The organism is Streptomyces sp. NPDC050287 (genome assembly GCF_044459385.1).
GTDB lineage: Bacteria > Actinomycetota > Actinomycetes > Streptomycetales > Streptomycetaceae > Streptomyces.
Genome location: NZ_JBITIY010000017.1, coordinates 45031 through 65436, shown reverse-complemented (window position 1 = coordinate 65436; position 20406 = coordinate 45031). Strand labels below are relative to the sequence as shown.

Below are 20406 nucleotides of genomic sequence, written 5' to 3'. Positions count from 1 at the left end.
GAAACCCCGGGAGTCTTCACTCGAAATCGCCGGGGAATTGGGCACAGGAGACCCGACCGACCACCACCGGCAGCAAGTCCCCACCGCTACCAACCCCGAGCCCCTCACCGGGTTACGGGTCGCCTCAAGATCCTTGCCCTGACGGCCCCTTCCGGCAGGGCGCGCGCATGGGTGCGCGGCTTGTCCGCAGGACTACCGCTGCGGGGCGCGCGCCCCACCAAGGGACCTCCGCGGCCGGTATCGCCCGGGCGACCGCGTGCCGGCCGGCCCCGCCGACGGCGGGTCGCTGTCACCGATGCGGACGTCAAATCGGAGGTGTGCCGGACGAGTTGCCAGATCATGCAGCCCGTAGCGAAACCGTCGCCGTCCCGGGGGAAGTCGCCCCCGGCGAGCGCATATCGTGTGAGGCCGTTCCCGAAGCCCGTGAGACTGGTAGGAACTCGGCGTGAGATCAGAGTCAGATCGGCTGGGTTTCGGCCGGGTTCGGCTCGGGGTCACCGCCAGAGCGTCACGTTCGTCCACCCAGGGGGAGTCAGACATGCGATCGATACGGCCGTCCTTCACCGAGCGCCAAGGGAGGAACGCGCGCCGCACAACCTCCCCCGTGCTGGCCGCCGTCGCACTCGCGTCGGCGCTCGCGCTCACCGCCACCGCCTGCGACTCGGGCGGTGCCGAGGCAGGCGGCGAGGCCAGCGCCCCCGCCGCGTCCGAGGGCGACGGCAAGATCACGATCCCGGACGACATCAAGAACAAGCTAAAAGAGCACGGGATCGACATCGACAAGTGGAAGAACGGCGCCTGGAAGAACTGGGACAAGGACGACTGGCTGCGCGAGGCTGACGAGTACATCAACCCGATCATCAAGGGTCTGTGGAATCCGGACCGGATGCGGGACGCCGACGACCCGGACAAGGCCGTCGACGCCGGCGGCCTCACCGGTGACCAGGGAGTGACCGACCCGACGCCCGAGCCGGTGGACGCGAAGGCCGTGTCGCCTACGTACCATGCCAACGTCCCCGAGGCGGGCAAGGTGTTCTTCGACTCCCCCGAGGGCACCATGGTCTGCTCGGCCACCGTCGTGGAGGACCCGGCCCACCCCGGCAAGTCCAACCTGGTGTGGACGGCGGGCCACTGTGTGCACGCCGGCAAGAAGGGCGGCTGGTACCGCAACATCGCGTTCGCGCCGTCGTACAACGACCAGGGCAAGTCGGCCGGGGAACTTCAGAACGCCACCGAGGAGGAGGTCGCTCCGTACGGTGTCTGGTGGGCCGACTGGGCGCAGACCTCCGACCAGTGGATCGAGCAGGGCGGTGAGACGGGCGGTGACGGTGCCTCGTACGACTTCGCGGTCATTCATGTGACCCCGGAGGACGGCGGCAACGGCAAGTCCCTGGAGGAGACGGTCGGTTCTGCGCTTCCGGTGGACTTCAACGCTCCGGCGGTGACCAGCGTCGACAGCATCACGGCGACCGGTTACCCGGCCGCGCCGCCGTTCGACGGACAGGCGCTGTACCAGTGCCAGGACAAGCCGGGACGGCTGTCGATCAACAAGGCGGACCCGACGATGTACCGGATCGGATGCACCATGACGGGCGGTTCGTCCGGGGGTGGCTGGGTCGCCCCGGGCTCGGACGGCAAGCCGGCGCTGGTGTCCAACACCTCGATCGGCCCGGCGACGGCCGGCTGGCTGGCCGGCCCGCGTCTGGGTGAGGTGGCACGGGGCGTGTACGGCTCCGTCAGCAAGAAGTTCGCGGGCCAGTGACCGTGGGGGCGGGGAGACCTCGGCGCCCGGTGGTCCGGACACGCTGAAGGCCTGCCCCCTGCGGTCGGCAGGGGGCAGGCCTTCAGGCCGGCTGTGCTACGCCGACTTGAGCGACGTTTCCACGACGGCTCAGGCGAGCGGTGCCGGGACGTACAACGCGAGGTCCGCCGCCAGTTCCTCGTGCACCCGCGCCTTGAGCAGGGTGCCCTCCGGGGTGTGTTCCGCGGAGATCACCTCGCCCTCGTCGTGGGCACGGGCGACCAGCTTGCCGTGGGTGTACGGCACGAGCGCCTCGATCTCGACCGAGGGTCGCGGCAGCTCGTTGTCGATCAGTGCGAGCAGTTCGGTGATGCCCCGGCCGGTACGGGCCGAGACCGCGATCGAACGCTTCTCGTTCCGCATCAGCCGCTGGAGCGTCAGCGGGTCGGCCGCGTCCGCCTTGTTGATCACGACGATCTCGGGTACGCCGGTGGCGCCGACGTCCCTGATCACCTCGCGTACGGCGGCCAGCTGCTCCTCGGGGTTCGGATGCGAGCCGTCCACCACGTGCAAGATCAGGTCGGACTCGCCCACCTCCTCCATGGTGGAGCGGAACGCCTCGACCAGGTGGTGCGGCAGGTGCCGTACAAAACCGACCGTGTCGGCCAGCGTGTACAGACGACCGCTCGGGGTCTCGGCCCGCCGCACGGTCGGGTCGAGGGTCGCGAACAGGGCGTTCTCGACCAGCACGCCCGCGCCCGTGAGGCGGTTGAGCAGCGAGGACTTGCCGGCGTTGGTGTAGCCCGCGATGGCGACCGAGGGCACCTTGTGGCGCTTGCGTTCCTGGCGCTTGATCTCGCGGCCGGTCTTCATGTCCGCGATCTCCCGGCGCATCTTCGCCATCTTCTCGCGGATCCGACGCCGGTCCGTCTCGATCTTGGTCTCACCGGGACCACGGGTGGCGAGGCCGCCGCCCTTGCCACCGCCCATCTGACGGGACAGCGACTGACCCCAGCCTCGCAGCCTCGGCAGCATGTACTGCATCTGCGCGAGTGCGACCTGTGCCTTGCCCTCCCGGGACTTGGCGTGCTGGGCGAAGATGTCGAGGATCAGGGCCGTCCGGTCGATGACCTTGACCTTGACGACGTCTTCGAGGTGGATGAGCTGGCCGGGGCTGAGCTCACCGTCGCAGATGACGGTGTCCGCGCCCGATTCGAGGACGACGTCCCGCAGCTCGTCGGCCTTGCCGGAGCCGATGTAGGTGGCCGCGTCGGGCTTGTCACGGCGCTGGATCACACCGTCGAGCACCAACGCGCCCGCGGTCTCCGCGAGGGCGGCGAGCTCCGCCAGGGAGTTCTCCGCGTCCTGCACCGTCCCCGAGGTCCAGACGCCGACGAGGACGACCCGCTCCAGGCGGAGCTGGCGGTACTCGACCTCGGTGACGTCCTCGAGTTCGGTGGAGAGGCCCACGACGCGGCGCAGGGCCGCGCGGTCGGAGCGGTCGAACTGGTCGCCGTCCCGCTCTCCGTCGATGTCGTGGCTCCAGGCGACGTCCTCTTCCATCAGGGCATCGGCCCGAAGACCTTCGGGGTGAGACGGCGCGAGGCGCTGCGTGTCCTGGGAAGAAGATGAAGAGGAGGTCATTGGGTCCTTACGTCGATGGGGATTCCGATAGGCGGCGGCAGGGCGGAAGCCGAGCTTCTGAGCTGCTGCGTCACTGTTTTCAACGCACGAGAGCTCCGGGAGATTCCCGTCGGTGCCGTGCCGACCTGATGATGGTCGCACGGCACGGCCCGTCTCGTCACTGTCTTATGTCGCCCCCTGACGCTGGGGCGCGACCTACTTCCAGTCCGGGTGGCCGGGCATGGGCGGGGTCTTCTCCTCGTAGAGCCAGGCCTTGAAGAACCCGCCGAGGTCACGGCCGGAGATCTCGGAGGCGAGGCTGACGAAGTCCTCGGTCGTCGCCGAGGCGTCCTGGTAGCGGCTCACCCAAGCCCGTTCCACTTGTTCGAAGGCGAGGCGGCCGATCTCCTGGCGCAGGGCGTACAGGACCAGCGCGGCGCCGTCGTAGACGTTCGGCCGGAAGATGCTGATCTTTTGGCCGGGGTCCGGCACCCTGGGGGCCGCCGGGGGGCCACCTGTCGCGCGCCAGCGGTCGGAGGCTCGGTACGCCGTCTTCATCCTCGCCTCCAGGGAGCGCTTTGCCTTCTCCTCGGCGTACAGGGCCTCGTACCAGGTGGCGTGGCCCTCGCTCAGCCACAGGTCGGACCAGGTGCGGGGACTGACGCTGTCGCCGAACCACTGGTGGGACAGCTCGTGCACCATGATCGACTCGACGTACCACCGGGGGTGTGCGGGCCGGGTGAACAGGTCTCTCTCGAAGAGAGAGAGTGTCTGGGTCTCCAGCTCGAATCCGGTGTCGGCGTCGGTCATGAGCAGGCCGTACGTCTCGAAGGGGTACCGCCCGACCTTGCCCTCCATCCAGGCGATCTGGCCGGAAGTCTTCTTGAGCCACGGTTCGAGCGCGCGGCGGTCCTTGTTGGGCACGACGTCCCGGAGCAGCAGGTCGTGCGGGCCGGTGCGGTGCAGCACACTGGAGCGGCCGATGGAGACCTGGGCGAGCTCGGTGGCCATCGGGTGCTGGGTCCGGTACGTCCAGGTCCTCAGCCGCCCGTCCCGCTCCACGCCGGTGGGCAGGCCGCTCGCGACGGCGATGTAGTCGTCGGGCGCGGTGACCTGGAAGGTGAACATGGCCTTGTCGGAGGGGTGGTCGTTGCACGGGAACACCAGGTGGGCGACGTCGGCCTGGTTGGCCATGACGAGTCCGTCCGCGGTGCGCACCCAGCCGCCGTCGCGGTTCTGGGCGGGCGTCGGGTCGCTGGTGTGACGCACGGTGATCCGCATCCAGCTGCCTTCGGGCAGCGGGTCCTCGGGAGTGACCACGAGGTCCTCGCCGGCGCTGGTGAAGGCGGCGGGCTCGCCGTCGACCTCGACCGAGCCGACGGTGCCGTGCGTGAAGTCGAGGTTGACGCGGTCCAGTGGGGTCGTCGTCCACGCGTCGATGGTGGTGACCGCCTGCAGCGGCTTGCTGTTGCTGCCGGGATAGGTGAGGGAGACATGGTACGACGCCACGTCGTAGCCGGGGTTGCCGAGGTACGGGAAGAGACGGTCGCCGACACCGAGCGGGGTCACGGGAGCGCTCGCGGCGAGGAGGCAGGCGGAGAGGGCGGAGGCGAGGAGTGCGGTCGCCTTCAGGCGTCCTGGGGTCTTCGGGCGTCCAAGGGGTCTGCGGCGGGCCGGGGGAGCCGGGGAGCAGGGGATGAGCAGCATGCACCACCGCTACCAGCGCATGAGCGCCCGGGGGCGACGGCACGCGATCTGCCCACCCGAACGGGTAGGCCGGTACCCGGCGGGTGACACACTCCGGGAGGCTGCGGGTGATTCGGTCCCGGAACCCCGCGGGTGATCCGGCACTCGGCCCCGTGGGCGACTCAGTCCCCCAGCGCCTGCGGCTGTGCCCGGCTCACGTCGTACACGCCGGGGACGTTGCGCATCGCCCGCATGAGGGCCGGCAGGTGGGCCGCGTCAGGGAGCTGGACCGTGTAGGTGTGCCGTACGCGCTGTCGGCTCGGGGGTTCGACGGTCGCCGAGACGATCTCGGCGCCCTCCAGGGCCATCGCCTCGGTGAGGTCCGCGAGCAGATGCGGGCGGCCGAACGATTCGGCGAACAGGGTGACCCGGCACCCGGTGGTGTCCCCCCAGCGCACGCCGACCTCCGCGCGCCCCGCGCTCTTCATACGCTCCACCGCCGGGCACTCCACGCGGTGGACGGTCACCGCTCCACCGCGCACGACGAATCCGGTCACCTCGTCGGGCGGTACGGGCGTACAGCAGCCGGCGAGCCGTACGCTCGCCCCGGGCTGGTCGACGACGGCGTTCGCGGCGGCGGGACGGTCGGCCGGGGGCCCCTCGTCGACGGGCGCGGCGGCGGGACGGTCGGCGGCGGCCCGGGGAGCGAGACCTTCGGCGCCGGACCGGAAGGCCGTCACGGGCGGCTGGGGGGACGGCCCCGTCTCCCCGTCCAACGGTGCGGCGGGGGTCGGGTGCGTGGCGATCCACCGCTGGATGGCGATCCGGGCGGCGGGCGTGTGGGCGTGCTCCAGCCACTCCCTGGAGGGCTCGGAGGCGGGGTCCTGCCCCATGAGCAGCTGGACGGTGTCGCCGTCCTTCAGCACCGTGCTCAGAGTCGCCAGGCGGCCGTTGACGCGCGCGCCGATGCACGCGTGCGCGTCCTCGCCGTACTGCGCGTAGGCGGCGTCCACACAGGTCGCGCCCTCGGGCAGACCCAGGGTGCCGCCGTCGGGGCGGAAGACGGTGATCTCGCGGTCCTGGGCGAGGTCCTCGCGGAGGGTGGACCAGAAGGTGTCGGGGTCGGGCGCTGCCTCCTGCCAGTCGAGGAGGCGGGAGAGCCAGCCCGGCCGGGTGGGGTCGACCCGCTCACCGTCGCCCGAGACGCTCTGCTCCTCCGAAGGAGGAGCGTAGGGATTGCCGAGCGCGATGACACCGGCCTCGGCGACCTTGTGCATCTGGTGGGTGCGGATGAGGACTTCGACGACCTGACCGTCCTGGCGGGCCACGGCTGTGTGCAGCGACTGGTACAGGTTGAACTTGGGTACGGCGATGAAGTCCTTGAACTCGGAGACCACGGGCTTCATACAGGTGTGGAGTTCGCCCAGGACGCCGTAGCAGTCGGCGTCCTCGTTCACCAGCACGAGCAGCCGGCCGAAGTCGGAGCCGCGCAGCCGGCCGCGTTTGCGTGCCACGCGGTGCAGAGAGACGAAGTGCCGGGGCCGGATGAGGACTTCGGCCTGGATGTCGGCGTCCCGCAGCACCGTCCGCATCTCGTCGGCCGCCTCGGCGAGCGGGTCGTCCGTGCGGGACGCGTTGTCGACGATCAGCTCCCGGGTGTGCTGGTACTCCTCGGGGCGCAGGATCGCGAAGACCAGGTCCTCCAGTTCGGTCTTGAGCGCCTGCACGCCGAGCCGTTCGGCGAGCGGGATGAGGACGTCGCGGGTGACCTTGGCGATACGGGCCTGCTTCTCGGGGCGCATCACACCGAGGGTGCGCATGTTGTGCAGGCGGTCGGCGAGCTTGATCGACATCACGCGGACGTCGTTGCCGGTGGCGACGAGCATCTTGCGGAAGGTCTCGGGCTCGGCGGCGGCGCCGTAGTCGACCTTCTCCAGCTTCGTCACGCCGTCGACGAGGAAGCGGACCTCCTCGCCGAACTGCTCACGGACCTGATCGAGCGTCACGTCCGTGTCCTCGACGGTGTCATGGAGCAGGGACGCCGTCAGCGTCGTTGTCTCGGCGCCGAGTTCGGCGAGGATCAGGGTCACCGCGAGCGGATGGGTGATGTACGGCTCACCGCTCTTGCGCATCTGGCCGCGGTGCGAGGACTCGGCCAGGACGTACGCGTGCCGCAGCGGCTCGAGGTCGGCGTCGGGGTAGTGGGCGCGGTGGGCCTCGGCCACATGGCCGATCGCGTCGGGCAGCCGGTCACGGGCGGTGGGACCGAGCAGCGCGGCCCGGCCGAGGCGGCGCAGGTCGATCCGCGCGCGGGCCTTCCTGCGGGGCACTGTCGGCAGGACAGGGCCTGCTGTCACCGGGCCTGGGCTCGCGGGGTTCGTGGCCTCCGCACTCATGGGCACCTCCGGCTGCGTGGACCGGCGGACGGGGTGCCCCAGGGCGGACACGGCTCAGGGGATGGCATCGGTCCCCCGTCCGGGCCGGTGCTTGATGCTATCGAGCCCATCACGTGCGTCTGACCGCCTCTCGCCGAGCGTGAAAAGGATCACCCATTCGAGCGACGGTTCGGAGGTTTACGGTTTGGCGTCCCATGACTACGGCCGGGTCAGCGGACGGAGGCTTCCAGCCACTCCGCGTCGATCTCGCCCTCGGCGACGATCACGGCGGGACCGGTCATCTCGATCTCGCCGTCGGGCCGCTCGGTGATCACCAGGGTGCCACCGGGTACGTCGACCGTGTATGTCGCCGGGGTGCCGGTGACGGCCGGGTCGGCACCGTCCCTGCGGGCGGCGGCCACGGCGACGGCGCACGCGCCCGTGCCGCACGAGCGGGTCTCACCGGCGCCGCGCTCGTGCACGCGCAGGGCCACGTGACCCGGACCGCGGTCGACCACGAACTCGACGTTGACCCCGTCCGGGTAGGCGGCGGCCGGGCTGAAGGGCGGCGGGTCGTACAGACTGCCCGCGTGCGCGAGGTCGTCCACGAAGGCGACGGCGTGCGGGTTGCCCATGTTCACGTTCCGCGCGGGCCAGTTGCGCTCGCCGACGCTCACGGTGACGTCCCCTTCGGGGAGCAGTGCCCTGCCCATACCGACCGTGATGTCGCCCTCCTTGGCGATGTGCACGGTCTTCACGCCCCCACGCGTGGCGATCGCGAGGTCGCCCTCACCGGCGTACCCGGCGCGCTGGAGGTAGCGCGCGAACACGCGCACGCCGTTGCCGCACATCTCCGCGATCGAGCCGTCGCCGTTGCGGTAATCCATGAACCACTCCGCCTCGGCCGCCATGTCCTTGGCCTCGGGGTGCGCGGCGGACCGCACGACGTGCAGCAGTCCGTCACCGCCGATGCCCGCGCGGCGGTCGCACAGGGCGGCGACGGCGGCAGGGGGCAGGTCGATGGCGTTCTCGGGGTCCGGGACGATCACGAAGTCGTTCTCCGTGCCGTGCCCCTTGAGGAAGGCGATCCGCGTGCTCATTCCTCGATCGTACGGGGTGGCTACGACACCCCGGCCTACGCGGGCGTGGCGCTCGCTACCTGGGGTCGCACGTGATCTGGGCGGGGGCGGCATTCCCTCCGCCTCCGCGCGCGGTCGGACTCGCGGACCGGAGACGAGCATCGTTCGGACGCCAGGTCGACACCCCCACGCGCGGGCGGGACTCGCGGAGGTCGGCGCCCCCTCCGCTCACGGCCCGGAGACGAACATGGTCCGGACGGAGACCCGCACCCCCACGCGCGCGCGTGGCGCTCGCGGCCTGGAGACGCGCGTGATCTGGGCGGAGATCCGCACTCCTCCGCGCGCGTGGACTCGCGCGGGGCGGTCTCCCGGCTCCTGCCCCGCGTCAGCGCAGTCGGGCCACGCGCCAGACGGCGAGGATGACCACCGCGGCGACCAGCACGACGTAGGCGATCACCACCCGCCAGTCAGGTCGGCGGCCGGCGCCGCGCGGCGGCAGCCCGGGCAACGTGTACCCGACGCGGCGGGCGGCCATCATGCCCCAGCCGGCCGAGCACGAGCAGATCAGAAGGCCCAGCATCGCGATCACGGCGCCGCTGTCGCCGAAGTCGAAGGCGAGCGGGAAGGCGAACATCAGGGAGCCGACCGCGGCGAGACTCACGATGGGCGCGAGCTGCCAGATGCGCAGCCGACGCTGTGGACGGAGCTCTACCTCGACCTCCGGGCCGCCCGGGAACATCTCCTCCGGTTCGGGGCCGTCGGCGGTCACCCCGTCCGGCGTCTCGTCAGGCCCGTCGGAACTCAGACGCCCGTCGCTCAGACGGTCGTCGTCCTGCTCCGGTTCGCCGTTCTCCGCAGTGAGGTGCTCGGTGCCTTGTGCGGTGTCGCGAGGGCCGGCCTCCATCGCCACGCGCCCTCCCAACTTGGACTCCACTTGGTCGATCGAAGCTCGATGATGGCACGGCGCCGGAGCCCTCGATGACGGCCGGAGCGTCCCGATGCCATGACGTGATCAGGCTGTAACCGGTCGTTCGACCAACGTCAGTGCGAGCCGCGGAAGTTCTGTGAGATCCGCCGCAGCCCCACTCAACCAGTGCACCCGCGGGTCGCGCCTGAACCACGAATCCTGACGGCGCGCGAAGCGCTTGGTGGCACGAATCGTCTCCGCCTGCGCCTCCTCCATCCCGCACTCCCCGGCGAGCGCCGCGAGCACCTGCTGGTAGCCGAGGGCGCGGGAGGCCGTACGCCCCTCCCGCAACCCCTGCGCCTCCAGTTGGCGCACCTCCTCCACGAGTCCGGACTCCCACATCCGGTCGACCCTGCGCGCGATGCGCTCGTCGAGTTCGGGGCGAGCCACGTCGACGCCGATCTGCAGAGTGTCGTAGACGGAGTCATGGCCGGGCAGGTTGGCGGTGAAGGGCCGGCCGGTGATCTCGATGACTTCGAGGGCCCGGACGATACGGCGGCCGTTGCTGGGCAGAATCGCGTGTGCGGCCTCGGGGTCGGCGGCCGACAGACGGGCGTGCAGCGCGCCGGAACCCCGCAGGGTGAGCTCGTCCTCCAGCCGGGCCCTGACCTCGGGATCGGTGCCCGGGAACTCCAGGTTGTCGACGGCCCCGCGGACATACAGGCCGGAACCGCCGACGAGGATGGGCCAGCGGCCCTCGGCGAGCAGTGCGTCGATGCGTTCACGCGCCAGCCTCTGGTACTCGGCGACGGATGCGGCCACCGTCACGTCCCAGATGTCCAGGAGGTGGTGTGGGACGCCCGCACGTTCCTCGGGCGTCAGCTTGGCGGTGCCGATGTCCATCCCTCGGTAGAGCTGCATGGAGTCGGCGTTGACGACCTCGCCGCCGAGTCGCCGGGCCAGAAAGACGCCCAGATCGGACTTTCCGGCCGCGGTGGGTCCGACGACGGCGATGACACGGGGGGCGGGGGGTGTGCTGCTCACCGCCCCAGTCTCGCAAACCTGCCGCCGTGGCCTCGAACGAGTTACGTGACGGTCCGGGTGCGACGTCGTTCCCAGTTGCGAGGTTCTCCGCCGCCCGTTCACAGAGGCGGCGACCCGGGCGACGCAAACGGACGCACCGGACGGCGCGGGATTTCGCCCGCATGAGTAGCGTATGGAGTGGATATGGGCGTTTTCGCACGACTTCTCAGGAGGAAGAAGGCCACGGAGGAGGCACCCGCCGAGGCGCGGGCCGACGCGGCGACGGCCGAGCCGGGGGCTCAGGAGGCGGCAGAGGCGAAGGGGTCGACGGAGCCGGAGGCGGAGACAGAGTCGAAAGCCGCGGCGGACGCCGAGGCCGAGGACGCGGCGGTGGAGACGGCGGCAGCGGCAGGCGCCGCCGACGACGCCACCGGCGACGGCGTCGAGATCCCCAAGCAGCAGTCCGTCGAAGAGGTTGCCGACAACGAGGCCGGGGAAGGCGCCCGCAGGTAACCGCCCGTCACGGAAGGTGGATCATGGGTCTCCTGGACAATATGAAGGCCAAGCTCAGCCCGGCGAAGGAAAAGGTTTCCGGCCTCGCGCAGCAGCACGGGGACAAGATCGAACGTGGCCTCGACCGGGCTGCGAAGGCAGTCGACGAGAAGACCAAGGGCAAGTACAGCGAAACGATCCACACCGGAACGGGCAAGGCCAAGGACGCCATGGACCGTCTCGCGGGCAAGGAGGGCACGGGTCCGGCCGGTACGGGGCCCGGCGCCGGTCCGAGCGGCGACAGCGGCACACCGCCGGGCTCGCCCCCGCCGGCATCCTGAACGGCACGGCGCATCGACGGACGGCCGCGGAGCATCACGCTCCCGGCCGTCCGCCGTGTCCGGGGCCCTCCGGGATCCTGCGGGTCCTGCGCCGAGCCCTGCCTCGTCCTACCCTCGCGCCGGTCGCGTCACGACCAGCTCGCCACCACGTATCCCACCCCGTACGGCGCGTCCTCGTACAGCACGGCGCCACCGAGGCCCGCTCCCTCGGCGGCGCCGGCCAGGACCTGCCAAGGGGCCCGGCCGGCGGCCTTCAGTTGATACGCCAGATCGGCGTCCAGTGCCCGCAGTGCCGCCACGTCCCCCGCGCCCAGCGCACGTGCGACCTCCGCGTCGAAGGGTGCCGCCCGCTCGTCGTAGTAGCCCGGGGCTTTGAGCGTGCGGCAGGCGCTGGCGTCGCCCATCACCAGCAGCGCCACCCGCTCGGCCCCGGCGGCGATGTCCCTTCCGACGTGGATACACCGCTCGGGCGCAAGAGGTTCCCCCACACCGAGTCCCTCGATCGGGACATCCGACCATCCGACCCGCTCCAGCAGCCACGCGGCCACCGCGAGGGAGGGCGGAAGGGCCCGCCCGGGTGCTCCGCTCCCGTCCCCGCCCTCGACGGGGACCGTGTCGGAGGCGGTGGCGGCGGCGTTGGCCGCGCCCAGGCATACGTCCAAGTCCACGCCGAACCCGCGGAACGAGCCCCTCGTCCCCTCCGGGTGCGGCCCCCGTCCGCTCTCGTCGGCGGGCCCGACGACCACCAGCCGGTCGGGCCGGGCGGCGGCGAGGACACTGAGCGCGTCCGTGCACGCGGCCCGCGCGGCGTCCAGCTCGGAGGCGGCGCCTGCGGCGACATCGGGCACGAGAAGGGGTGGGCAGGGGCAGACTGCGGCGGCGACGAGCATGATCGGCAGCGTAACGCCGTACGGCGGCCGGGCGTCACCCGACCGTCGCGGCGGCGCGGTAACGGCCACCGTCGACATCGGCGCCGCAATCAGTGTCGACATCGGCGCCGCGGCCACCATAGGCGTCGGCGCCCCGGTCGCCCTCGCGTCCGCGTCCGAGCAACCGCCGTCAGTCGCAGCCGCAGCCGCTCCCGGTGGCGACCGGCAGAGGAGCCGGTGCGCCGATCTTCGGCAGGCCCAGCAACACGCCCGCCGGCTTGGCGGCCTTCTCCGCGTTCCGCTTCTCCCAGGCGTCACCCGCGCGCGTGCGGCGCACCCGCAGAGCAGCGCCCTCCGCGAGGAGGTGGTGCGGGGCGGCGTACGTGATCTCTACCGTGACCACGTCGCCGGGGCGGACCTCCTGCTCGGGCTTGGTGAAGTGCACCAGGCGGTTGTCGGGGGCGCGGCCGGAGAGGCGGTGGGTGGCGCCGTCCTTGCGGCCCTCGCCCTCGGCGACCATGAGGTCGAGCGTGCGGCCGACCTGCTTCTTGTTCTCCTCCCAGGAGATCTCCTCCTGGAGGGCGACGAGACGCTCGTAGCGCGCCTGGACGACCTCCTTGGGGATCTGGTCCTCCATGGTCGCGGCGGGGGTACCGGGCCGCTTGGAGTACTGGAACGTGAACGCTTGCGCGAACCGGGCCTCACGGACGACGTGCAAGGTCTGCTCGAAGTCCTCCTCGGTCTCGCCGGGGAAACCCACGATGATGTCGGTGGTGATCGCCGCGTGCGGGATCGCGGCGCGGACCTTCTCGATGATCCCGAGGTAGCGCTCCTGGCGGTACGAGCGGCGCATCGCCTTCAGGATCGTGTCCGAACCGGACTGCAGGGGCATGTGCAGTTGCGGCATCACGTTCGGGGTCTCCGCCATGGCCGCGATGACGTCGTCGGTGAAGTCGCGCGGATGCGGGGAGGTGAAGCGGACGCGCTCCAGGCCCTCGATGGTGCCGCAGGCCCGCAGCAGCTTGCTGAAGGCCTCGCGGTCGCCGATGTCGGAGCCGTAGGCGTTGACGTTCTGGCCGAGCAGGGTGATCTCGGAGACGCCCTCGGCGACCAGGGCCTCGATCTCGGCCAGGATGTCGCCGGTGCGGCGGTCCTTCTCCTTGCCGCGCAGCGCCGGGACGATGCAGAAGGTGCAGGTGTTGTTGCAGCCGACGGAGATCGACACCCAGGCCGCGTACGCGCTCTCCCGCCGGGTCGGCAGGGTGGACGGGAACGCCTCCAGGGACTCGGCGATCTCGACCTGCGCCTCCTCCTGGACGCGGGCGCGCTCCAGCAGGACCGGCAGCTTGCCGATGTTGTGCGTGCCGAAGACGACGTCCACCCAGGGCGCCTTCTTCACGATGGTGTCGCGGTCCTTCTGGGCGAGGCAGCCGCCGACCGCGATCTGCATGCCGGGACGCTTCGTCTTCATCGGGGCGAGCCGGCCGAGGTTGCCGTACAGCCGGTTGTCGGCGTTCTCGCGCACCGCGCAGGTGTTGAACACGACGACGTCGGCGTCGCCGTCCGAGCCCTCGGGTGCGCGCACGTATCCGGCGTCTTCGAGCAGCCCGGACAATCGCTCGGAGTCGTGGACGTTCATCTGGCACCCGTAGGTGCGGATCTCATAGCTCTTGGATGATCGAACGTCCACTGCCGGGCTCCGGTCGCTGCTGCTGGTCATGAACCAAGGGTAGGTGCTCCTGAGAGCGCTGCGCTCAGCCCTTCTTTCACTGCCCGTCCTTCACTGCCCGTCCTTCACCGCGCGTCCGTCACCGCCCGTCCTTCACCGGCGGCCCCGTGGCAGAGCTCCCTGGTCCGGCGGACACCGATCGATGAGGCGTGGGGCTGCGGCTGAGTCCCGTTGTCATCAGGATCCGCGCGAGCAAGGGGAATTGACGGACGCGTGGTTGGAGGGCTTGGCGGTCCTGGTCGCGCGGGCCCACTTGCGGGCGCCGGCGGAAGACGACAGGGCCACCACTGGACGTCCTGGCCCTCGCCGCTTCCGAGGTGTTCCTACGTCGCCTCGGTCAACGGCGAGGTCATGGGCCGGGATCGGCCGGCAGGGGGCACGTGAAGGTGGCCGGCACGCACCCCCCCCGGCCCCGCGGCTCAGACCGCCGCCGACCGCCCCGACCTGGACCTCATCAGCGGCTGGATGCGTGTGCCGAAGTTGTCGAGCCCTTCGAGGAAGTCGTCGAAGACCAGCATGATCCCCTTGGTGCCGGGGACCTCGGCGATCTCGTCGAGCATCGCCGCGACGGTCTCGTACGAGCCGACGAGCGTGCCCATGTTGAAGTTCACGGCACCCTCGGGCAGCGAGATGGTCCGGGCGGTGGAGGAGCCGTCGGACGTGGTGTCCGTGGCGGACTCGCCCGCCATGTACGCCAGCGCCGCGCGGTCGGCGTTGTCGTGGTAGTCCTGCCACTTCGCGCGCGCGGCCTCGTCGGTCTCGTCCGCGATGACCATGAAGAGGGAGAGCGCGCCCACGTCGCGGCCCGTCTCCCGCACCGCGTCCACCAGCGCGGCGGTGGTGTCCGAGAAAGCGAGCGGGGTGTTGACGCCGCTGCCCAGGATGAAGTTGTAGTCGGCGTGTTCGGCGGCGAACCGCATTCCGGTGCTGCTCTGCCCCGCGGCAACGATGTCGATGTGCCCGTCCACCGGCTGCGGGGACAGCACGCAGTCGTCCATCTCGTAGAACTCGCCCTTGAAGTTGCTGACGCCCTCGCTCCACAGCTCCTTCATCACGGTGACGTACTCGACGGCCCGGGCGTAGCGGTTGCCGAAGTGCTCGTCGCCGGGCCACAGGCCCATCTGCGCGTACTCGCCGGGTGCCCAGCCGGTGACGATGTTGACGCCGAACCGCCCCGGGGCGATGGAGTCGACCGTGGTCGCCATGCGCGCGACGATCGCCGGTGGCAGGGCGAGGATCGGGGTGGAGGCGTACAGCTTGATCCGGTCGGTGACTGCGGCCAGCCCCGCCATCAGCGTGAACGACTCGAGGCAGTGGTCCCAGAACTGTGTGTCACCGCCGAAGCCCTTGAGTTTGATCATCGACAGGGCGAAATCGAGTCCGTGCTCCTCTGCCTTCCGCACCACGGCCTTGTTAAGGTCGAAGGTCGGCATGTACTGCGGCGAGCTCTTCGATATGAGCCAGCCGTTGTTGCCGATGGGGATGAAGACACCGATGTCCATGCCGCTCCTCATGATCGCAGGCCTGCCCGTGAACGGCACGCTACACGGGACACGTTTCGACAACTCGCTCCGGCTTCCCCGCTGTTGAGGCATGGAGCAGGCAGGAAGCCGCCGGTGAGAAAGTGTGAAAGAGGTTTCGGGCCAGGACGGGAACGATACGTTCCTGGCATGAACGCACGGCTCGCTCTGCTCCGCACAGTGGCCCCCGGTGTCACGGAGAGCGAGGTCTTCCGGCTGGCGCTGCAGCACGCGGTGGGTGAGCTGTCCGCGCTCGGTGCCACCATGCACCTGCGTGGTCCGATGTCCGCGTTGCGCCTGGTGTCGGCCGCCGGCCTCCCTCCCGCCCTCACCCGCTCCTGGGAGATCATCGACCAGGAAGGGCCGCTGGCCCCCGCCCGCACCCTCCAGCAGGGCAGTGGCGTCTGGGTCCCGCTGGACCCCGCCGCCTCCGGGCCGGAGGTGACCTGGCCCGGCACGGGCCTGGCCTCCCTGCCGGTGTTCAGCGGAAAGCGCGGTATCGGCGCGCTGACCGTCCTGGTGGGCGAGCGGGGTGAGCCGACCCCGCAGCAGTGGGACTTCCTCCGGGACCTCGTCGCCTGGACCGAGGACCGGATGGCCCAGGCGCCGCCCCCGGCCGGGCCCGCGCAGACGGAGCTGAGCGGTGAGCGCCTGCGGCAGGCCCTGAAGGAGGTCCAGGTCGGTTCGTGGGACTGGGACATCCGCACCGGCGAGCTGATCTGGGACGAGGCGGCGCTGGATCTGTACGGCACCCTGCCCGCCGACTACACGGGCGAGATCGAGAACTGGATGCGGATCGTCCACCCCGACGACCTGGCGCCGACGCTGGCGGCGGCCCAGCAGGCGATCCTCGACCACACCGTGTACGAGGCCGAGTACCGGGTACGGCGCCTGGACGGCACGTACGGCTGGACGCAGGCCCGAGGCCGGGCCACGTACGACGAAAACGGCGAACCCCACCGGATGATCGGCGTGGGCTGGGAGAGCAACGAGTCGCGGACCGCCCGGGACGCGCTCAGCCGGGCCCTGCGCCATATGAGCGACGGCTTCCTGGCGGTGGACGAGGAGTGGCGGATCACCTTCGCCAACCTGGAGGCGGAACGTTTCCTGGGCTTCTCCGAGGAGGAACTGTTCGGACGCCTCCTGTGGGAGCTGCCGTCCACCCGGCAGGTGCCCGGTCTGGAGAGCCGCTGCCGGGAGGCCGCCGCCGATGAGAAGCCCACCGGCTTTGACGTGCACATGCCGGACACCAGCCGGCTGTACCACCTGCGGCTGGTGCCGGGCCCCGACGGGCGCACCCTCTACTTCACCGACGTGACCGTGCGGCGACGTCTGGCCGAGGAGCGCAAGGCCGCCGAGCGCGCCGCCTCCGAGCGGGCGAGCCGGATAGCGGAGCTGACCGCGGAACTCGCCACGGCGACGACCTCCCGGGACGTGGTGGACGCGGTCGCCCGCCGGGTGCTGCCCCCGTTCGCCGCCGCCGGGATCCTGGTCCAGGTCATCGAGGGCGACCGGCTCCACAACGTCGGAGCCGTCGGCTATCCGGACGACTTCCTCGAGGTCCTCGACAACCGCCCCCGCACCCTCGGCGACCCGGCCTGGGACGTGATCGCCACCAACGCGCCGCTGTTTCTGTCCTCTCCCCAGGAGCTGACCGTGCGCTCACCCCTGCTGACCGGCCTGCCGGAGCACGCCGGCAAACAGGCGTGGGCATTTCTGCCGCTCACGGCGTCCGGGCGCACGTTCGGGGTGTGCGTCGTGGCCTTCGACCGTCCGCGGCGGCTCACCGACGAGGAGCGCGCGCTCCTGACCACCATCAACGCCCTTGTCGCGCAGTCCCTGGAGCGGGCCCGGCTCTATGACGCCGAGCACACCCGGTCCCGGGAACTCCAGCGCAGTCTGCTCCCCAAGGAGCTGCCCGAGCTGCCCGCGTGCACGGCCGCCGCCCGCTATCTCCCGGCCGGGCAGGGCGCGGACGTGGGCGGCGACTGGTACGACATCATCCCGCTCTCCGGCGGGCAGGTGGCGCTGGTGGTCGGCGACGTCATGGGGCACGGTCTGCCGGAGGCGGCCACCATGGGGCGGCTGCGCACGGCCGTCCACACGCTGGCCGACCTGGAGCTGCCCCCCGACGAGATCATGGGACACCTCAACGACATAGTCGGCGGCATGGGCGAGACGTCGTACGTCACCTGCCTCTACGCGCTCTACGACTCCACGACCCGGGTCTGTTCCGTCGTCCGTGCCGGGCATCCGCCGCCCGCCCTGGTCCATCCCGACGGCACCGTGCACTTCCCTCAGCCGGAGGCCGACCCGCCGCTGGGCGTGGCGGAGCCGCCGTTCGAGACGGTCGAGCTGGAGGTGCCCGAGGGCAGCCTGCTCGTGCTCTACACCGACGGACTGGTGGAGTCGGCGAAGCGGGACATCGACGCGGGCATGGCACAGCTGGCCGAGATGCTGAGCGCGGCGCACGCGGGCCGCGCTGTCGAGACCGTGGCCGATCTTGAGCGCCTGTGCGACACGCTGACGGCCGGCCTGCTGCCCACCGACCAGCAGGCCGCCGACGACGCCGCGTTCCTCGTCGCCCGTCTGCACTCGCTGCCCTCCGACCGGATGGCCTCCTGGCCGCTGCCCGAGGATCCGAAAGCGGCCGGCCAGGCCCGCCGTCATGTCCGCGAACAACTGGCGGCCTGGAACCTGAACGATCTGGCCCCCACCACGGAACTCCTGGCCAGCGAGCTCGTGGGCAACGTGGTCCGGCACGCCCGGGGCCCGGTGAGCCTGCGTCTGCTGTACGGCGACGATCTGGTCTGCGAGGTCTTCGACGGCAGCCAGACCATGCCCCGCATCCGCCGCGCGACGGAGACCGACGAGGGAGGCCGGGGGCTGCAGCTGATCACGGCGCTGTCGGAGCAGTGGGGCGCCCGCTACACCCCGAAGGGGAAGTGCATCTGGACCGAGCAGCCGCTGCCCGATCCGGACGGCGAGCATGAGCCGCCCGTCGACATGGCCGGGCTGTTCCTGAACCCGGCAGACTTCGAGGGGGACTGGGAAGCGCTGCTTTGAAGGCGGTGGTTCACGGGTCGCGGCGAGGGCGGTTCCGGGTCCCGGTGAAGGCCGTTCACGGGTCGATGAGACCGGCCCGTATCGCGTAGCGGGTCAGTTCGAGGCGGTCGCGCATGCCGAGCTTCTGGAGGAGGTTCGCGCGATGGCGTTCGACCGTCTTCGCGCTGATGAAGAGGAGTTCGCCGATCTCCTTGGAGGTGTGCCCCTCGGCGACCAGTTTGAGGATCTCCTCCTCGCGTTCGGTGATGGCCCGCTCGGGCAGTCCGTCGCCCCGGTGCAGCCGCTCCAGGTAGGAGCGGACCAGGGCCCGTTCCGCGCCCGGATAAATGAACGGTTCGTCCCGTACGGCCGCCCGGCACGCCTCGACGAGGTCGCGGTCGGCGACGGACTTCAGGACGTAGCCGCTGGCGCCCGCCTTGAGGGCCTCGAAGAAGTACTGCTCGTTGTCGTACATCGTCAGGACGAGGATGTGCACCCCAGGCAGCCGGCGGGACAGTTCGCGGGCCGCCTGCAGACCGGTCATCCGGGGCATGGCGATGTCCAGCACGGCCAGATCGACGTCACGCGCGCGTGCCAGTTCGACCGCCTCCGCCCCGTCGCCGGCCTCGGCCACCACGGTGAGGTCCGGCTCCCCCTCCAGGATGAGGCGCACGCCCCGGCGTACGAGGGTGTGGTCGTCGGCGAGCAGAACCCGGATCGGGGCCGCCATCAGCGGCTGTCCGCTGCCACGACCGGGATACGCAGCCGTATGTCGGTGCCCCGGCCGGGGGCGGGTTCGAGGCTGAGCGCGGCCCCTATGAGGAGCGCCCGTTCGCGCATACCGCTGATGCCGGAGCCCTCGGGCGCCCCGGCGAGACCCTTGCCGTTGTCGCGTACGAGGAGTTCGACGCCGTCCGTGACCGGCCGCAGCCGGACGTCCGCGCGGTCGGCGGCGGAGTGCCGGGCGGTGTTGGTGAGGCCCTCCTGGGCCACCCGGTAGAGCACGAGTTCTGACTCCTCGGTGAGGTGGGGCAGATCGGCGGGTATGTGATGGCCGACCGTCAGGCCGTGCGCGCTGAACTCGGCCGCGAGCGAGCGCAGGGCGCTGGCCAGGCCGAGTTCCTCCAGCACGCCGGGGCGCAGTCGGCGGGCGATACGGCGGATCTCGTCGAGGCCGGCGCGGGTGGCCTCCTGGGCCTGGCCGACCTCCTCGCGCAGTTCCTCGGGCGCCCGGTCGGCGACACGTTTGAGCTGGAGGAGGACGGCGGTCAGGGTCTGACCGACCTCGTCGTGGAGTTCGCGGGCGATGCGCTGCCGTTCACGCTCCTGGGCGGAGAGCGCGCGCGCCGCGCCTGCGGCCCGCTCGCCCTCCAGTCGGTCGAGCATGGTGTTGTACGTCGTGATCAGCGCGGCCGTCTCGGCGGGTCCGGAGACGGGGGCCCGGGCTCCGGGGCGGCGCAGGTCGGCGGTGGCCATGGCGCGGCCCAGCCGCTGGAGGGGGGCGAGACCGACCCGCAGCACGAGCGCGTTGGCGGCCAGCAGAGCCGCGAGGCCGCCGACGACGGCCAGCGCCTCGCCCGGCAGCACGGGTGTCGACACGGTGACCGGGCCCAGCAGCAGCGCGGCGGCGACGACCAGGCCGAGGGCGTTGAGCGAGAAGATCCGCCAGAACAACGACACGGTCCCGTTTCCGCCCCTCCCGTCCGGTGCACCCGACCCCTTCGCGGCCAGGCTCTCAGCTGTCCGCCGGCCGCGTATATCCGTGACAACACCCATGTCGCCACCGTACGGGTGGGTGACAGCATGCAGACCGGGCAACCGTGATCATCGAACGCCCTCGACCGACCGACCGATGGCCGCTCGTATCGACAAGCCATCCGCATCCGCACGCCACACGCACGACAAGCCATACCCATCCGCACGCCCCACGCACGACAAGCCGTCCGCACCCGCACGCCAGCCGCATCCAAGCAAGG

The 20406-nt window shown here is 71.0% G+C and carries 15 protein-coding genes; 4 read left to right on the top strand and 11 right to left on the bottom strand.

The genetic code is table 11. The features are described 5' to 3' along the window. Nucleotides 1–538: 538 nt before the first annotated feature. On the top strand, nucleotides 539–1762 hold the full coding sequence (locus ACIBK3_RS40070) for a trypsin-like serine peptidase (RefSeq protein WP_399372964.1): 1224 nt from the start codon (nucleotides 539–541) through the stop codon (nucleotides 1760–1762). A gap of 129 nt (nucleotides 1763–1891) precedes the next feature. On the opposite strand, the gene hflX is transcribed toward ACIBK3_RS40070, so the two are convergent. The 6 genes from hflX to miaA all read right to left on the bottom strand — a co-directional run bounded on the left by hflX (nucleotide 1892) and on the right by miaA (nucleotide 10455). Further along, nucleotides 1892–3385, bottom strand: a complete 1494-nt coding sequence (gene hflX, locus ACIBK3_RS40065; protein WP_399372962.1) for a GTPase HflX — start codon at nucleotides 3383–3385, stop codon at nucleotides 1892–1894. Nucleotides 3386–3580: 195 nt separating this feature from the next. Beyond that, nucleotides 3581–5071, bottom strand: a complete 1491-nt coding sequence (locus ACIBK3_RS40060; RefSeq protein ID WP_399372960.1) for a M1 family metallopeptidase — start codon at nucleotides 5069–5071, stop codon at nucleotides 3581–3583. Nucleotides 5072–5232: 161 nt separating this feature from the next. Further along, entirely contained in the window at nucleotides 5233–7446 is a 2214-nt protein-coding gene (locus tag ACIBK3_RS40055; RefSeq protein WP_399372958.1) for a RelA/SpoT family protein, read from the bottom strand. 209 nt (nucleotides 7447–7655) lie between these two features. Continuing rightward, nucleotides 7656–8525, bottom strand: a complete 870-nt coding sequence (dapF, locus tag ACIBK3_RS40050; RefSeq protein WP_399372957.1) for a diaminopimelate epimerase — start codon at nucleotides 8523–8525, stop codon at nucleotides 7656–7658. Nucleotides 8526–8889: 364 nt separating this feature from the next. Beyond that, a complete protein-coding gene (locus ACIBK3_RS40045) occupies nucleotides 8890–9408 on the bottom strand; it encodes a hypothetical protein (protein ID WP_399373066.1) in 519 nt (172 codons plus the stop codon). A gap of 108 nt (nucleotides 9409–9516) precedes the next feature. After that, nucleotides 9517–10455 (bottom strand): tRNA (adenosine(37)-N6)-dimethylallyltransferase MiaA, encoded by a 939-nt coding sequence (gene miaA, locus ACIBK3_RS40040; protein ID WP_399372956.1) that lies wholly within the window; start codon nucleotides 10453–10455, stop codon nucleotides 9517–9519. A gap of 183 nt (nucleotides 10456–10638) precedes the next feature. Here miaA and ACIBK3_RS40035 point away from each other — a divergent pair, with 183 nt between their 5' ends. Together ACIBK3_RS40035 and ACIBK3_RS40030 are read left to right on the top strand one after the other, a co-directional pair. Then, the gene (locus tag ACIBK3_RS40035) at nucleotides 10639–10947 is read left to right on the top strand and encodes a hypothetical protein (protein WP_399372955.1); all 309 of its coding nucleotides are present in this window, start codon (nucleotides 10639–10641) and stop codon (nucleotides 10945–10947) included. A 23-nt stretch (nucleotides 10948–10970) separates the two neighbouring features. Further along, nucleotides 10971–11267, top strand: a complete 297-nt coding sequence (locus ACIBK3_RS40030) for an antitoxin (protein ID WP_399372953.1) — start codon at nucleotides 10971–10973, stop codon at nucleotides 11265–11267. A 128-nt stretch (nucleotides 11268–11395) separates the two neighbouring features. Here ACIBK3_RS40030 and ACIBK3_RS40025 read toward each other — a convergent pair whose 3' ends face one another. From ACIBK3_RS40025 to rutA, 3 genes are all read right to left on the bottom strand, one after another. Continuing rightward, nucleotides 11396–12157: a class III extradiol dioxygenase subunit B-like domain-containing protein gene (locus ACIBK3_RS40025; RefSeq protein WP_399372952.1), complete on the bottom strand. Its 762-nt coding sequence runs from the start codon at nucleotides 12155–12157 to the stop codon at nucleotides 11396–11398. A 169-nt stretch (nucleotides 12158–12326) separates the two neighbouring features. After that, the gene (gene miaB, locus ACIBK3_RS40020) at nucleotides 12327–13856 is read right to left on the bottom strand and encodes a tRNA (N6-isopentenyl adenosine(37)-C2)-methylthiotransferase MiaB (RefSeq protein ID WP_399372951.1); all 1530 of its coding nucleotides are present in this window, start codon (nucleotides 13854–13856) and stop codon (nucleotides 12327–12329) included. A gap of 428 nt (nucleotides 13857–14284) precedes the next feature. Continuing rightward, nucleotides 14285–15367, bottom strand: coding sequence for a pyrimidine utilization protein A (gene rutA / locus ACIBK3_RS40015; protein WP_399372950.1), 1083 nt, complete (start codon nucleotides 15365–15367; stop codon nucleotides 14285–14287). A 168-nt stretch (nucleotides 15368–15535) separates the two neighbouring features. On the opposite strand from rutA, the gene ACIBK3_RS40010 reads away from it, so the two are divergent. Beyond that, the gene (locus ACIBK3_RS40010) at nucleotides 15536–18451 is read left to right on the top strand and encodes a SpoIIE family protein phosphatase (RefSeq protein ID WP_399372949.1); all 2916 of its coding nucleotides are present in this window, start codon (nucleotides 15536–15538) and stop codon (nucleotides 18449–18451) included. A gap of 55 nt (nucleotides 18452–18506) precedes the next feature. Here the strand turns inward: ACIBK3_RS40010 and ACIBK3_RS40005 are convergent, their stop codons facing one another. After that, complete coding sequence (locus tag ACIBK3_RS40005; protein ID WP_399372947.1) at nucleotides 18507–19160, bottom strand: response regulator; 654 nt, start codon at nucleotides 19158–19160, stop codon at nucleotides 18507–18509. After that, on the bottom strand, nucleotides 19160–20110 hold the full coding sequence (locus ACIBK3_RS40000; RefSeq protein ID WP_399372946.1) for a HAMP domain-containing sensor histidine kinase: 951 nt from the start codon (nucleotides 20108–20110) through the stop codon (nucleotides 19160–19162). The genes ACIBK3_RS40005 and ACIBK3_RS40000 overlap by 1 nt, the downstream gene beginning before the upstream one ends. Nucleotides 20111–20406: the final 296 nt, after the last annotated feature.